This is a genomic window from Vibrio fortis (genome assembly GCF_000695685.1).
Taxonomy (GTDB): Bacteria; Pseudomonadota; Gammaproteobacteria; order Enterobacterales; family Vibrionaceae; genus Vibrio; species Vibrio fortis_A.
The window spans coordinates 930,365-944,200 of the sequence record NZ_JFFR01000002.1; the positions used below are offsets into that span (position 1 = coordinate 930,365).

General features: G+C 46.5%; 12 protein-coding genes, 2 tRNA genes and 1 other RNA gene. 7 read left to right on the plus strand and 8 right to left on the minus strand.

Translation table 11 applies throughout. From position 1 onward, the window contains the following. Positions 1-116: 116 nt before the first annotated feature. Positions 117-213: signal recognition particle sRNA small type (gene ffs, locus VFDL14_RS23830), an RNA gene on the minus strand. Positions 214-417: 204 nt separating this feature from the next. Continuing rightward, the gene (locus VFDL14_RS18610; RefSeq protein ID WP_032549572.1) at positions 418-1,161 is read right to left on the minus strand and encodes a hypothetical protein; all 744 of its coding nucleotides are present in this window, start codon (positions 1,159-1,161) and stop codon (positions 418-420) included. Between the two features lie 51 nt (positions 1,162-1,212). Between VFDL14_RS18610 and VFDL14_RS18605 the strand changes: the two genes are divergently transcribed. Next, positions 1,213-1,515, plus strand: a complete 303-nt coding sequence (locus tag VFDL14_RS18605; RefSeq protein WP_032549573.1) for a DNA base-flipping protein — start codon at positions 1,213-1,215, stop codon at positions 1,513-1,515. Positions 1,516-1,562: 47 nt separating this feature from the next. Here the strand turns inward: VFDL14_RS18605 and VFDL14_RS18600 are convergent, their stop codons facing one another. Next, a complete protein-coding gene (locus VFDL14_RS18600; protein WP_032549574.1) occupies positions 1,563-2,003 on the minus strand; it encodes a YbaY family lipoprotein in 441 nt (146 codons plus the stop codon). 167 nt (positions 2,004-2,170) lie between these two features. Between VFDL14_RS18600 and tesB the strand changes: the two genes are divergently transcribed. Continuing rightward, the gene (tesB, locus tag VFDL14_RS18595) at positions 2,171-3,031 is read left to right on the plus strand and encodes an acyl-CoA thioesterase II (RefSeq protein WP_032549575.1); all 861 of its coding nucleotides are present in this window, start codon (positions 2,171-2,173) and stop codon (positions 3,029-3,031) included. A gap of 94 nt (positions 3,032-3,125) precedes the next feature. On the opposite strand, the gene VFDL14_RS18590 is transcribed toward tesB, so the two are convergent. Together VFDL14_RS18590 and VFDL14_RS18585 are read right to left on the minus strand one after the other, a co-directional pair. After that, positions 3,126-3,824, minus strand: a complete 699-nt coding sequence (locus VFDL14_RS18590; RefSeq protein ID WP_032549576.1) for a hypothetical protein — start codon at positions 3,822-3,824, stop codon at positions 3,126-3,128. 81 nt (positions 3,825-3,905) lie between these two features. Continuing rightward, positions 3,906-4,361 (minus strand): Lrp/AsnC family transcriptional regulator, encoded by a 456-nt coding sequence (locus VFDL14_RS18585; RefSeq protein WP_032549577.1) that lies wholly within the window; start codon positions 4,359-4,361, stop codon positions 3,906-3,908. A 149-nt stretch (positions 4,362-4,510) separates the two neighbouring features. Between VFDL14_RS18585 and VFDL14_RS18580 the strand changes: the two genes are divergently transcribed. Then, positions 4,511-5,575: a PLP-dependent cysteine synthase family protein gene (locus tag VFDL14_RS18580; protein ID WP_032549578.1), complete on the plus strand. Its 1,065-nt coding sequence runs from the start codon at positions 4,511-4,513 to the stop codon at positions 5,573-5,575. 91 nt (positions 5,576-5,666) lie between these two features. Here the strand turns inward: VFDL14_RS18580 and VFDL14_RS18575 are convergent, their stop codons facing one another. After that, complete coding sequence (locus VFDL14_RS18575) at positions 5,667-5,987, minus strand: DUF1244 domain-containing protein (RefSeq protein ID WP_032549579.1); 321 nt, start codon at positions 5,985-5,987, stop codon at positions 5,667-5,669. A 403-nt stretch (positions 5,988-6,390) separates the two neighbouring features. Between VFDL14_RS18575 and elbB the strand changes: the two genes are divergently transcribed. Then, positions 6,391-7,041 (plus strand): isoprenoid biosynthesis glyoxalase ElbB, encoded by a 651-nt coding sequence (gene elbB, locus VFDL14_RS18570; protein ID WP_032549580.1) that lies wholly within the window; start codon positions 6,391-6,393, stop codon positions 7,039-7,041. Positions 7,042-7,133: 92 nt separating this feature from the next. Here the strand turns inward: elbB and vexH are convergent, their stop codons facing one another. Then, on the minus strand, positions 7,134-10,247 hold the full coding sequence (gene vexH, locus VFDL14_RS18565) for a vibriobactin export RND transporter permease subunit VexH (protein ID WP_032549581.1): 3,114 nt from the start codon (positions 10,245-10,247) through the stop codon (positions 7,134-7,136). Further along, entirely contained in the window at positions 10,247-11,314 is a 1,068-nt protein-coding gene (locus VFDL14_RS18560; RefSeq protein WP_032549582.1) for an efflux RND transporter periplasmic adaptor subunit, read from the minus strand. The genes vexH and VFDL14_RS18560 overlap by 1 nt, the downstream gene beginning before the upstream one ends. Before the next feature lie 422 nt (positions 11,315-11,736). Between VFDL14_RS18560 and VFDL14_RS18555 the strand changes: the two genes are divergently transcribed. From VFDL14_RS18555 to VFDL14_RS18545, 3 genes are all read left to right on the plus strand, one after another. Continuing rightward, positions 11,737-11,821, plus strand: a tRNA-Tyr gene (locus VFDL14_RS18555). A gap of 375 nt (positions 11,822-12,196) precedes the next feature. Then, positions 12,197-12,281 (plus strand) — tRNA-Tyr (locus tag VFDL14_RS18550). A 267-nt stretch (positions 12,282-12,548) separates the two neighbouring features. Beyond that, positions 12,549-13,796: a hypothetical protein gene (locus tag VFDL14_RS18545; protein ID WP_032549583.1), complete on the plus strand. Its 1,248-nt coding sequence runs from the start codon at positions 12,549-12,551 to the stop codon at positions 13,794-13,796. The last annotated feature ends 40 nt before the right edge of the window (positions 13,797-13,836 follow it).

Here is a 13,836-nt window from a genome sequence, read left to right on the forward strand (position 1 = left end):
GTATTTTGCCAAATTGCAAATTATCTTACAAAGGAACTAAGCCAGTTTCATTATTCAATGACTTATAGGCCAGAAAGCAAAAAGCCGCTCATGAAGAGCGGCTTTTTTAAAGGGTGGGAACCCAGCCACATCCCGGCACACAAGTCACTCGCTGCGGCTGCTTCCTTCCGGACCTGACCGAGTTCACGAGCTATTGTTGCGGGAGGACCAGGCCCCCATAGATTCGTTTTCTAAGAGGCTTGCCTCAAAGAGTGAGTGGATTATTAAGCATCCCCGCAGCCATTGCAAGCCCTTCCACCCTATTTTTAAACAAATGTGGTCTAAGTGCTTATCCTTTACTCAAACCATTGCTAAATCGCAGGTAAATTGGTCATTTACCTGCGAGGAAACAAATACTGACGTTGGAGCTATGAACGCTTAGATATCGATATCTTCGTTATCTTCTGTACGAATAATGTAGTCCGTCATCCACGCAGTGCCTAGCAAGCATAACCACACAACAAATACTGGGCTCGGTACCTCAATGCTCGGTGTAATCACCAGAGCAGCGAAACCCGCAGTGGGCAGTGTCCAGCACAACAGCTTATTCCAGCGGAAGGTTTTGAGCTTAGTCATCGCCTCCATTGACGCCATAATGCCCGTTACACACAAGGCTACTAGTGCCGCATAAGGTAAGTCGGCTATCCAGAGTGGCAATATTAGAAACAGTGACCACCAGCTATGTCGACTGGCCGGTTTCAGGTGATTCGCCGCCCACCAGATAACTATAATGGATAGGGTTTGAAGAACCGTAACCCAAGGCGTACCGTCAAGCTTACCTGCAGACTGAGTCACCATAATGCCGACTTGTAGAGTCGTGACAATTAACCCTGATACCACAAGCACTGACAAGCTACTACGGCGTGAGAAAACAACCATCAGCAGAGGGAATAACACCCACGCACTGACTGATAATGTTATAGGCTGCATTGGAAGTGTTAGGCCGTATACGGTCATTGAAGCAAGCAGAGCCAAGCCTGCGACTCCTCCTTGCGGCAAAATCCATAGCGCGGGGATAACCATAGCCAAAACGGGAATGTCGCCGTCACTTAAACTAATAGCTCGGGCACAAACAACCGCTAATAGGGTTGTCACTAAGAACTGAAACGTTGAAAATACCATAGCTCTCTCCTTCTACCGATCCGTGGTATTAATGAACTAGGAATAGTTAGTATGGACCAATTTTTACCCCAAATCTTTGCTGTAATTCACCAAATTCCCTATGGGAAAGTAACAACTTATGGAGACATAGCACGTTTTTCAGGCTTTCCAGGCTATGCGCGTCACGTAGGCAAAGCTTTGGGCAATTTACCAGAAGGAAGTCAGCTCCCTTGGTTTAGGGTCATTAATAGTAAAGGCGAGATTTCGTTAAAAGGCGAGGACTTCGAGCGACAAAAGCGTCATTTGGAAGCGGAAGGCGTTGAAGTGAGTGAGACAGGTAAAATTAAACTCAGAAAATACAAATGGCAGCCGTAACGCTGCCATTGTTCTTTATTCAGTTCGTTCTCTTAGAGAGCAACCAATTAACGCACACCTACTAAACGCAAATCCAGTGACTCTGTGCTCTCTGCATCTGTGATCACAGGCGCAATCGTATCTGTTGTGAAACGTAGCTTGCTATCAACATGGATACTCGCGCGCACATTGTAGCGATGGCTCGCCTTAATCTGGCTGGCGTCGTACTTCAGTTCAAAGGCAAATGGGACCTGCTTGCCATCGGTTGTGAATTCTTGAGTCGCCAATACCTTTGAAGGTGCATCAGCCAGTGAGATATCTTCTAGTGTTACCGTTACTAGTGCATTTTCAGGAAGTGCTATGCGCTCTCGGTAACTTACCGTACCGGTTACCATTTTCATGTTCTCTGCGACAACCTCTTGAGGTGCCTCACTTTGTTCAGTAGTTTGGCAGCCTGCTAGGAAGCCAAAAGAGATTAAAGACGTTGCGATTAATAAAGCCTTTTTCATAAGATATTTCTCTCAATGTGTTTGCCGGATATAGCAAAACTGAATGCTAATTATAAGAGAGCTTTCATATTCTGTCTTGAAACCCTATGATTTATTGACAGATATTTGACTGAGTGGCCCGGTTAACCCTTTAACCTGCTCTCATTTTATTAAGAGGTACTCTGGCAATGAGTCAACCATTAAAAGAATTACTAAGTTTACTTCAGCTAGAAAAACTGGAAGAAGGTCTGTTTCGAGGACAGAGTGAAAACCTTGGACTGCCACAAGTATACGGCGGACAGGTACTTGGCCAAGCGTTGTCTGCTGCCCGCTACACGGTTGAGGAAGATCGCAGTGTCCATTCGTTTCACAGTTACTTTCTGTATCCGGGCGACCCAGAGAAGCCGATTATTTATGATGTAGAGAACTTGCGAGACGGACGCAGCTTCAGCACTCGCCGTGTTAAAGCGATTCAAAATGGCCGCCCTATCTTCTACCTCACCGCTTCATACCATGGTGATGCTGAAGGCTTTGAACACCAAAACACCATGCCTGAGATTCCGGGGCCGGAAAACTTTGCATCGGAAACAGAGCTTGCTAGCCATATCGCCGAGTTCCTGCCTGAGAAGCTAAGAAAGACTTTCTGTGGCGAGAAGCCAATTGAGATGCGCCCAGTTACGGTTGTGAACCCGCTAAAACCGAAGAAGACTGAACCAAAGCAATACTTATGGGTTCGTGCAAATGGTGAAATGCCAGACAACCATCTGATTCACCAATACCTGCTAGCTTACGCTTCTGACTGGGGTTTTCTGGTGACGGCTTTGCATCCTCACGAAGTTTCTCTGATGACACCGAACTTCCAAGTGGCCACCATTGACCATTCAATCTGGTTCCACCGCCCATTCAAGATGGATGAGTGGCTGCTATACGCAATAGAGAGTCCTACAGCGAGTAACACTCGTGGCTTGGTTCGAGGTGAGATCTACAACCAGCAAGGTCAACTGGTTGCTACTGCAGTACAAGAAGGCGTAATGCGCTTTACTAAGTAGTTCTCGTTGAGCCTTAGCCAATATTGTTAAATCAAAACACAAAGGGCTTGAGTACTAATCAAGCCCTTTTGCATGTTCTTAATGGTTCAAGTACCTATTCTGCAACTGGTACTTCTTCTTCGCCCTGGACGCGAGTCTTAATCCCATTACCAGCATCGCGAATCAAGTTGATTGGTGACAACACCACCCCTTTCACTGTCCCTTCAACAGCCCCTTGAGTCGCGGTTTGAGCTAACACTTTACTCTTGTCCACCAGCTCTGTTGCCTGATTCAAAATCCCTGGAACCTCTTCTCTTAACTGAGCAGATTCTTGCACAACGACAGGGATCACCTGTTCTCGATAAGCTTGGCTTTCTGCCAGCACAGGCGGCACCACATCCACACGGTAACGTGTGACTTCGTTGAGAGTCGGAGGTATCACATCCGTTCTCAATACTTTAATTTCTTTCAATACGGTAGGCACCGTCTCTGTTCTTACATTTTTCACTTCAAGCAGAATAGATGGGATCTTACTGTCCACTGAAGCGACGGTTTGATTAACCTCATCAACGGTTTGACGCACCGCCTCCACTGTCAGCAATACCTCTGGTGCCAGCTCATCAATATGCTCAGCTAACGCAAGAAACCCTTCCACTTTGAGCTCCTTGGTAACAACAGATAGGTCATCAATCACCTGCGGGTAAGTGTCCACCACCTCACCTACCTTATTGGTAAAAGCGAAGATGCTATATCCCAAATAAAAAATCGCCGTCGCCAATAGCAACTGAATGGCCATAGAGATTTTTGCTTGCATAAACGTCCTTATTTTCCTGATTAGTACCTTGAGTTAGCTCATTGATGCCTTGCGCTAACCAAACGACACCCTATCCATTAATTATAGCGGCAGTGCGGTTGTGTATTTCAAAGGTTCCATTGCAAATGTAGAGGTCACATTAGAGAGGCCATCCACACTGTTCACTAGGCGCTTATAAAACTCATCAAAACACTTCATGTCTCTGACCTGAACTTTGAGCATGTAGTCATATTCACCAGCCATTCGGTAGAACTCCATCACTTCTGGGAATTCGGAGACCGTACCGACGAAGCGCCCGTACCATTCATGTGAGTGGTCACTGGTTTTGACCAAAACAAATGCCGTAAAGGATAAATCCAGCTTCTCAGGATTGAGCAGCGCAACACGTTTTTCTATCACCCCCTCCTCTTCTAAACGCTTAAGGCGCTTCCAACAAGGGGTTGTGGTGAGATTAACGGCTTCCGCAATATCGTTAAGTGACAGTGTGCTGTCTTGCTGTAGCAGACGCAGTATTTTTTTGTCCGTGGCGTCGATCATGTTTTTAATAAAAGCCTATAAAAGAGAAATTTTTTCTACTTAGTCATCAATATGCAGTAAATATAGCAAAGTTTTTCTCTGCGGTTCCCGCTAATTTAGTGACATAGCAAAGATAAAAATAACAACGTCAAATTTCTGGAGATACCCCTATGTGTACTGACCATAAATGGATCAACAACGCCATCCGCAAAATCGAAGCAGACTTTCAACGTTCTGCTGATACTCACCTTATCAAGCTTGATTTACCGAGTGTCGAAGGCATCGATATCTACCTAAAAGATGAAAGTACACACCCTACGGGATCTCTAAAACACCGTTTAGCGCGTTCACTTTTCCTATACGCGATTTGTAATGGCTGGGTTGGTCCAGAGACGACTATCATTGAGTCATCATCTGGTAGTACTGCAGTATCAGAGGCATATTTTGCGCGTTTGCTTGGTCTACCTTTCATTGCAGTTATGCCAAAGTGCACTGCCAAGAAAAAGATTGAACAGATTGAATTCTACGGTGGCCAAGCTCACCTAGTTGATCGCTCAGACCAAATTTATGCTGAGTCTCGTCGCCTTGCTGAAGAGCTGAATGGCCACTACATGGATCAATTCACTTATGCAGAGCGTGCAACCGACTGGCGCGGCAACAACAACATCGCAAACTCGATTTTCAACCAGATGCAAATGGAAGATCACCCTATCCCTGCATGGGTCGTGATGAGCCCTGGCACGGGTGGCACTTCAGCAACCATTGGTCGCTTCATCCGCTACCAACAACATGAAACACAACTGTGTGTGGTAGACCCTGAGAACTCGGTATTCCACGACTTCTTTAAGACAGGCAACGTAGATCTCACAGGCGACAAAGGCAGTAAGATTGAAGGCATTGGCCGCCCTCGCGTTGAGCCAAGCTTCATTACGGGTGTGATTGATGAGATGCGCACTATTCCAGATGCAGCAAGCATTGCGACATCGCACTGGTTATCTGAACTGCTTGGCCGTAAAGTTGGCGCTTCAACAGGTACAAATATGTATGGCGTATTACAGCTGGCAAGCGAGATGAAAGCACGCGGCGAGAAAGGTTCTATCGTGACTCTGTTGTGTGATAGCGGTGAACGTTACCTAGACACATACTTTGATGACGAGTGGGTTCGTGAAAACATCGGTGATATTGAACCGTTCGCGGAAAAACTCAAAGTGTTTAACCAAACTGGCGAGCTGTAAACACTCGTTTGTTTAAACAATACCGAAAGGCTTAAAACAAAAAGCGGCATGAAAAGGTTCATGCCGCTTTTTTTAATATGGGTCGAGTTGTTTACTCAGGCTTTTGCTTCGCTTCGAACGCGGCTAACTGCTCTGGTGTCGCTTTCGGTTGGTGGTTCTGTTTCCACTCGTCATAAGTCATTCCGTATACGCGCTCACGAGCATCATCGATATCGATGTCTAGACCTTGTTGCTCTGCCTCGGCTTTGTACCACTTACTGAAACAGTTACGGCAGAAACCCGCAAGAATCATTAGATCAATGTTCTGAACATCTTTGTTGTTATCTAGATGTGCCAACAAACGACGAAAAGTCGCCGCATCCAGCTTGTCTTGTTCTTCTTGAGACAGATTTTTATATTTGAATTCAGCCACTTTACATTCCTTATTCTGTTCTATTTGTATTGAGCTCTGTTGTTATACAAAAAAAGTGTCATGCGCGCCAGACACAAGTGCTGCTTTTTCGTTGTGTATTAGCAAGTAAACGTCATCCCTTAAACATGCTTAGTATCCTAACCATTATGGCTGGTTTACCTTGCAGAGTAATCTTAAGAAATGCGTGGTATTTGGTGTCAAAACAGAAGTCAACAAATCACAAACTGCCGCTTGATTTGCTGATGAAAAATGCTGAATCTAGAACTAATGATACGGTTCTACCTCGAAACCAAGACGACACAATAACATTAACAGTTCAACGCTAAGGCTCTGAGTTAAAGCTGTTCGAGCCGATAAAACGTTGAGCACCATTAACAATGACCATCAAACGTTAGGGACTACCATGAAAAAGATTGCTGTGATTTTAAGTGGCTGCGGTGTATTTGACGGAGCCGAGATCCACGAAGCGGTATTAACGCTGCACGCTATTGAAAAAGAAGGGGCGACATGGCACTGCTTTGCTCCTAATATCGACCAGTTACATGTGGTCAATCACCTTACCGGCGAGGTAACGGAAGAGTCACGCAACGTACTGGTCGAGTCTGCGCGAATTGCTCGCGGCAATGTTCAAGATGTAAAACAACTCGTTGCTCAAGACTTTGATGCTTTGATTGTGCCGGGCGGTTTTGGCGCAGCGAAGAACTTAACCACCTTTGCCGTTGCTCAAGCAGATTGTCAAATCAATGAAGATGTTAAAAACGCATGTCTTTCTTTTGCACAAGCGAACAAACCTGCTGGCTACATGTGTATTGCGCCAGTGATCATTCCAATGGTTTACGCTTCTCAAGCAAAAGGCACAATCGGTAACGATGAAGGCACCGCTAGCGCGTTCCAGCAGTTAGGTGGTGAGCACCAAGAGTGCCCTGTGAATGATATTATTATCGATGAGCAGCACAATATTGTCTCTACACCTGCTTATATGTTGGCTGGCTCTATTTCAGAAGCCAACTCTGGTATCGAGCGTCTGGTAAAAGAAATTATCGCGAGAGCGTAACGACCAGCTGCTCATCTCCTATATTCCAAGCATTAAAAAAGCTCGACTTCAATTCAGAAGCCGAGCTTTTTAATGTTCAGTCCAAAGACAATCTAGCCGTGTGAGGTACGACCTACCGTGTCGTGACTTAGAGCCTTATTCAACTCAGCCTCAACATGACCCGGAGCTCTTGTCGCACCTGAGATCAGACGATACATCGCAGGAATGACAAACAGAGTTACCAGTGTCGCAAAGCCCATACCGAAGAAGATAACCGTACCGACCGCAACGCGGCTCTCGTAACCAGCACCGGTTGATGTAATCAGCGGAATGGCACCTGCCAGAGTGGTAAACGCTGTCATCATGATTGGACGCAGACGACGCGCAGACGCATCCACAATCGCTTTCTCAAACTCGATGCCACGGTCACGCAGTTGGTTGGCAAATTCCACGATCAAGATACCATTCTTAGTTACCATACCAATCAACATGATCATACCGATCTGGCTATAGACGTTCAGACCTTGGTTCATCAGCACCAAACCTAAGAAACCACCGAATATCCCCATAGGTACGGTGAACATCACCACCAACGGGTTGATGAAGCTTTCAAACTGGGCCGCTAGCACGAGGTAAGCAACCAGCATCGCTAAAGCAAAGACCACAAGAATGCTCGATTGGTTCTCTTTAAAGTCTTTAGACTCGCCAGAGTAACTCACCGAGATATCACCTGGCAGCATCTCAATCGCCTGCTCATCAAGGAAATCAAGTGCTTCACCTAAAGTGTAGCCATCCATCAAGTTCGCCTTAATGGTGATCGACTTCTGCTTGTTGTAGTGAGACAGACGAATCGACGATGCAACTTCTTCAATCTTAGTCAGCGTATCTAGCGTGACTAGCTCACCAGACTGGGTTCTCATGTATATCTGACTAAGATCATTCGCGTTGTTGAAGCTATTTTCATCACCACGCAGGTAGACATCGTACTCTTCACCACGCTCTACGAAAGTGGTTTCACTCTTACCGCCGAGCATGATCTCTAGGGTGTCAGAGATGTCTGAAACACTCACACCAAGCTCAGCAGCGCGTTGCTTGTCGACAGTTACCAACAGCTCAGGCGTTTTCTCTGAGTAGTCGATGTCGGCACCTTCCATCATTGGCGAGTCTTCAGCCGCTTGCTTCAAGATCTCAGCCCATTTTTGCAGTTCAGGGTAATCAGAGCCACCAAGAACAAACTGAACCGGTTCGCTCGAGCCGCCACGGAAACCCGGCATAAATGGGAAAATACGTACATCCGGAATTCCCGTCAGTGCTTTTCTTACTTGACCTAGCGCTTCTTGAGCGGTTGCTTCTCGTTCATTCCAGTCTTCTAGAATCATGATCACAAAGCCGGTTTGGTCACCTGCGTTACCGCCGAATGCTGGCGACTGTAAGCTGAACGACTTCAAGAATCCTTGACCTAGTAGCGGCATCAAACGCTCTTCAACCAGATCCATGTTGGCAGACATGCGGTTATAACTGGTCGCATCTGCACCACGAACAAACGCGAAGATCACACCTCGGTCTTCTTGTGGTGTTAGTTGTGCTGGCACTTGTTGCATTAAGCCGTAGCTGCCGCCCAGACACGCAATAATGATGATTGGTGCGGCCAAACGCCAAGCCAGAGCGCGACGCAAAACGCTGCGATAGCCTTTCTCTAGCTTGCCGAAAACACGCTCAACGAAGTGGTTGAAACGATTCGGTTTCACGTTAGCTTTTAAGATCTTACTGCCCAATACTGGCGTCAATGTTAGAGCAACTAACGACGAGAAGATCACTGACATTGCTAATAGCACTGAGAATTCAGTGAACAGCAGGCCAACCATGCCATCCATAAAGGAGATCGGCAGGAATACCATCACCAGTACCAGCGTGGTCGCAATAACGGCAAAACCCACTTCGCGTGTACCTTTATAAGCCGCAAGCAGCGGCGATTCACCGCGTTCAATGTGGTGAAAAATATTCTCGACTACAACGATAGCGTCATCCACTACCAAACCAATCGACAGGATCAAGGCCATCAAGGTGATCAAGTTAATCGAGAATCCAAAGTAGTACGCTGCAATAAATGAAGATATCAGAGATACAGGCACCGTTACCGCAGGAATCAAAGTGGCACGTGCTTGGCCGATAAACACATACAGCACCAAGATAACCAAGCCACCAGTGATAAACAGCGTGCTGTACACCTCTGTAATTGAGCGGTCAATGAAGACAGTTGAGTCGTAGTCAATGGCTAAGCGCGTACCGTCAGGTAAGAACTTTTGAATGTTCTCTACTTCTTTATGAACAAGGTCAGCCACTTCTAGAGGGTTCGCATCCGATTGTGGCACGATACCCATGCTCACGTTGACGATACCGTCACTCTTAAAGGTCGAGTTTTCGTTCTCTGCGCCAATATAGACATCAGCAACGTCTTTTAGGTAAATCGGTGAGTTGTCCGATGCACGCTTAACAACCAGATACTCGAAGTCTTCCGCTTGGGTATAAGAGCGTGCAGTGCGAACCGACATTACGATCGCATCGTTACGTACCTCGCCACCCGGGCTCTCAATGTTCTCGTTGCGTAGTGCAGTAGTAATGTCCGTTGCCGTCACACCACGGCCCGCCATCAACTCAGGCTTGAGTTTGACGTACATAACCTTATATAGGCCACCCGAGATATCAACCGAGCTAACACCTGAAATCAGACTGAACCTGTCGATAAGCACACGTTCGGTGTAGTCCGTCAGTTGGGTTCGGTCCATTTCAGTGGAGCTAAGGTTGATGTATAACGAAGCTTCACCACTACCATTGTTCTTGTAAACAATCGGATCGTCTGCTTCATCAGGCAAAGAGCGTTGCGCACGGGCTACCGCATCACGAACGTCACTAACACCAGTATTAAGGTCATAACCGAGTTCAAAGGTAATAGTGATACGTGAAGAGCCGTTTCGGGTCGTCGACTCGATCTCATCAATCCCACTAATACCAGATAGCTGATCCTCTAGATTGGAGGTGATCTGGCTTTCAATAATGGTCGCAGAAGCGCCTTCATAGCGAGTACTAATAGAAACAACTGGGCTCTCGATATCTGGCATTTCTCGTACGGCAAGTTTGCTGAACGAAACGATACCAAACACCACTAACAGCAAACTGAGAACCAGCGCTGCTACTGGTCTTTTTACTGAAACATCAGATAACAGCATTAGTTAGATTCCTCTTGCTGAGGTTGACGCTTCGCTGATGTGGTTACACCAAGCTCTTGTACCTGAACGCCATCGCGCATGTTCACAATGCCTTGGACCACGATCTTCTCACCAATATTGATACCTTTTTCGATAACTACTTCGTTACCAATACGAGCACCTAGGAATACTTCCGTGCGCGTCGCTTTATTATCTTCGCCGACGACATAAACGTAACGCTTGGTACCTGAGTATTGCAGAGCCTGCACAGGGATAATCGGCGCTTCAACGGGTGGGAAGTCCATCTCAGCTGAAACGAGCATACCCGGCTTTAGATAGTCGTTCGGGTTATCGAAGTGAATACGAACACGCAGGTTCAGTGTTTCTGTGTTAATGCGTGAGTCGATACCTACTACAGTACCTGAGAATTCAGTATCGCCCCATGCACTTGTGCGTGCTGTTACTGTCATACCTTTTGAAAGCATCGCTAGGTAACGCTCTGGAACCTGAAGATCTAACTGCATCACAGATAAGTCATCCAGTGTCACCAATTCTGTACCTGAACTAACGAGTTTGCCGCGGCTAAAGTCGATAAAACCCACGGTGCCGGAAAATGGTGCTGAAATATGAAGGTCTTTTAGGTTGGCATTTGCTGCCGCCAGTCTCGCAAGTGCAATCTCTACACTGGTTTTCTGCGCATCAATTTCAGTTTGTGTGATAGCGTTTCTTTTTACTAAGCGCTCAAACTCGGCCAATTTACGACGTTCGTCTTTTAGATACGCTTTTGCTTCTGCCACCGCCGCTTTGGCTTTGTCGTCATCCAGTTGAACCAATAACTGGTCTTTCTTAACTTCTTGGTTAGCTTTGACATGAATAGAGTCAACTTTGCCAGAGATCTCAGAAGAGATGATCACTGATTGCTCAGCTTCTAGCTTACCAACCAGTGAAAGTGACTGGTTAACTTGATGAATATCGACCTGCTCAGTAACGACAGTCACTGAACTTGGCCCCATGCGCTTAGCAACTACGGCTGGAGACGCCAAGATGATAGATAAGCTAAGTAGAGATAAAATGGATTTATGTGTCATAACGATAGTCTGTAAGTTAGATTCGAGATCTCTATAAAGTAATTAACCGTATTCTATCAACTGATAGCAATGAATAACGTCAAGAAGTGTAAATGTCGCTAAATTATGCTGACACTCGGTAAAATATCGCGAGTCTAGCCAACTTTAATGGTCGACTAAATACAATTACTTTCGGCATTTACGGTAATTACGCACTCTATAATTTAGGACAGCAATACGGTACAGCCAGAACATATGTTCACTTACCGAGCAAAACGCGCACTTTTCGCTATCTTTGCCCAAAAAGGCAGCATTCAACACAAAACCATAAGAAAAACTCTTTACAGGTTAAACGTGTTTGCTATGATGCGCTCCGCACTTGAGAGATGCGTTGGGAAAAACATTTCTTAAGCCTATCCACTAAGAGATAGGAAAACACCCCTGGAGGGGTTCCCGAGTGGCCAAAGGGAGCAGACTGTAAATCTGCCGGCTCCGCCTTCGATGGTTCGAATCCGTCCCCCTCCACCATATTCTTCTTAACTCCTTAGAGATAAGAAAACCTCGATTGAATCGTTGGGAAAACTTCAATTGAGCCTATGTTAGATAGGAAACACCCTGGAGGGGTTCCCGAGTGGCCAAAGGGAGCAGACTGTAAATCTGCCGGCTCCGCCTTCGATGGCCCCCCCCCCCCCCCCCCCCCCCCCCCCCCCCCCCCCCCCCCCTATATTAGATAGGAAAACACCCTGGAGGGGTTCCCGAGTGGCCAAAGGGAGCAGACTGTAAATCTGCCGGCTCCGCCTTCGATGGTCCCCCCCCCCCCCCCCCCCCCCCCCCCCCCCCCCCCCCCCCCCCCCCCCCCCCCCCCCCCCCCCCCCCGAGCCTATTTTAGATAGGAAACACCCTGGAGGGGTTCCCGAGTGGCCAAAGGGAGCAGACTGTAAATCTGCCGGCTCCGCCTTCGATGGTTCGAATCCGTCCCCCTCCACCATATTCTCTTAAGAGATCGAAAAGCCAACTCACTGAGTTGGCTTTTTTTATATCTAGCCATACTAATATCACCGTAGGTTTGGCTCATACTTTGTAGACCTACAAAACTTGATGCATTCAATACTTCTAATTTTTCCTCCATTCGATATGCGCGAACCTTATTAATCGATTGATACATATCAACATTTTATAAAACAACAAGCATAAAGTCCCCTTGCGAATACTAATTAAAAAGCACAATGTCTTTTAGGCTAAGCAAGGAAAAAACATGAATAATCACAATTGGATGATGGTGAGTCTGTGTCTTATCGGATTAACAGCGTGTGGCGGAGAAGGCTCGAGTTCCCCTTCTACCCCGGTATCATCTGCTATTTCTACCAATCAATATCTACCTGCGCAGAATGGCGCAACTTGGACTTACAGCGACGATAACACCGGGCAAAGCTACAAAGTCACGAGTTCTCCAGTCACAGTAAACACCGACGGCAGTGAAACATTCTCGCTTAACTGGCCACACAGCGGGTTCAAGCAATCCTTTGAATATAAAGATCAGAGACTTTATCTAGATGGCCTCACCTTTAATCCAGTCATGGTGAATGGCACCCGTTACACAGCTCAATTTGATATCTCCGAAGCTCCCTTTCTTCTACTCCCGGCCTATGCGGAGCTAGGCGAACGGTCAGATGCAGGCTACAGCGAAGCGACTACAACAATCACTCCCGACCCGGGACCCGCTTTTACTAGCGTGTTACCAATCTGGAAAAACCACGGAATTGAGACCGTTGTGACTCAGCATGGCTCTTATGAGGCCGTACATATTGAGTTTGTTTTAGCGTTTGATGTTACGGTCTACTCTCCAACATACGGTGCAATTAGTCTTGACCAAATCTCATTAAGGCAAGAGCTTTGGTTTACGCCGAGTATCGGTATCATCAAAATCAAGGACACCAGTGCTTCAGTTACCAATCCAACCGAACTCACACTCGATGGCTTCAATCGTTTTAGAGACGAACAGGATGAAATCACAGCGACACTGCCAGCAGCCATTGAGATTGACGAACAAAGCCCTTGGAAAAACTTACACAGCGCTTTTGGTGTTGATGCCTTTTATGGTACATGGCAAGAAAATGCCAACACCTGTTCACCAGCTCCTACTGATGACTCTCGCTATCAACTCACATTGTCTGAACAAAGCTACATATTAACCAAAGTCACCTACCAAAATGGCGACTGTGGCGTTGAAGGAACAAACGTATTTAAAACTGAGTCCGTGAAGAGCGGTGGTTACAAGTTTATTGATGATGGGCAACAATCAGATTCGGTATCACTTAAGCTCAGTGTTCAGTCCGAAACCCTACGTGAACAACTTCCTGATAGTCCTTGGGGGGATTACTACGATGGAACAAGCGGTGTTGAAGAGATCATCAGTCTCAAAAAGACTGCCGATGACCAGCTAAAATTTGAGATCTATGATTGGGGAAGTATGCACAACCATACGTTGAACTATACCCCTTAGCTTCACAGATGATTTATCACCAATAAAAAGAGCCCTTGCC

Bases quoted from the DNA above. Each gene is read 5' to 3' on its own strand.
- vexH (WP_032549581.1), bottom strand. From the start codon at position 10,247: ATGCTGTTATCTGATGTTTCAGTAAAAAGACCAGTAGCAGCGCTGGTT.
- elbB (WP_032549580.1), top strand. From the start codon at position 6,391: ATGAAAAAGATTGCTGTGATTTTAAGTGGCTGCGGTGTATTTGACGGA.
- VFDL14_RS18585 (WP_032549577.1), bottom strand. From the start codon at position 4,361: ATGATCGACGCCACGGACAAAAAAATACTGCGTCTGCTACAGCAAGAC.
- VFDL14_RS18560 (WP_032549582.1), bottom strand. From the start codon at position 11,314: ATGACACATAAATCCATTTTATCTCTACTTAGCTTATCTATCATCTTG.
- VFDL14_RS18605 (WP_032549573.1), top strand. From the start codon at position 1,213: ATGGACCAATTTTTACCCCAAATCTTTGCTGTAATTCACCAAATTCCC.
- VFDL14_RS18580 (WP_032549578.1), top strand. From the start codon at position 4,511: ATGTGTACTGACCATAAATGGATCAACAACGCCATCCGCAAAATCGAA.
- VFDL14_RS18590 (WP_032549576.1), bottom strand. From the start codon at position 3,824: ATGCAAGCAAAAATCTCTATGGCCATTCAGTTGCTATTGGCGACGGCG.
- VFDL14_RS18545 (WP_032549583.1), top strand. From the start codon at position 12,549: ATGAATAATCACAATTGGATGATGGTGAGTCTGTGTCTTATCGGATTA.
- tesB (WP_032549575.1), top strand. From the start codon at position 2,171: ATGAGTCAACCATTAAAAGAATTACTAAGTTTACTTCAGCTAGAAAAA.
- VFDL14_RS18610 (WP_032549572.1), bottom strand. From the start codon at position 1,161: ATGGTATTTTCAACGTTTCAGTTCTTAGTGACAACCCTATTAGCGGTT.
- VFDL14_RS18600 (WP_032549574.1), bottom strand. From the start codon at position 2,003: ATGAAAAAGGCTTTATTAATCGCAACGTCTTTAATCTCTTTTGGCTTC.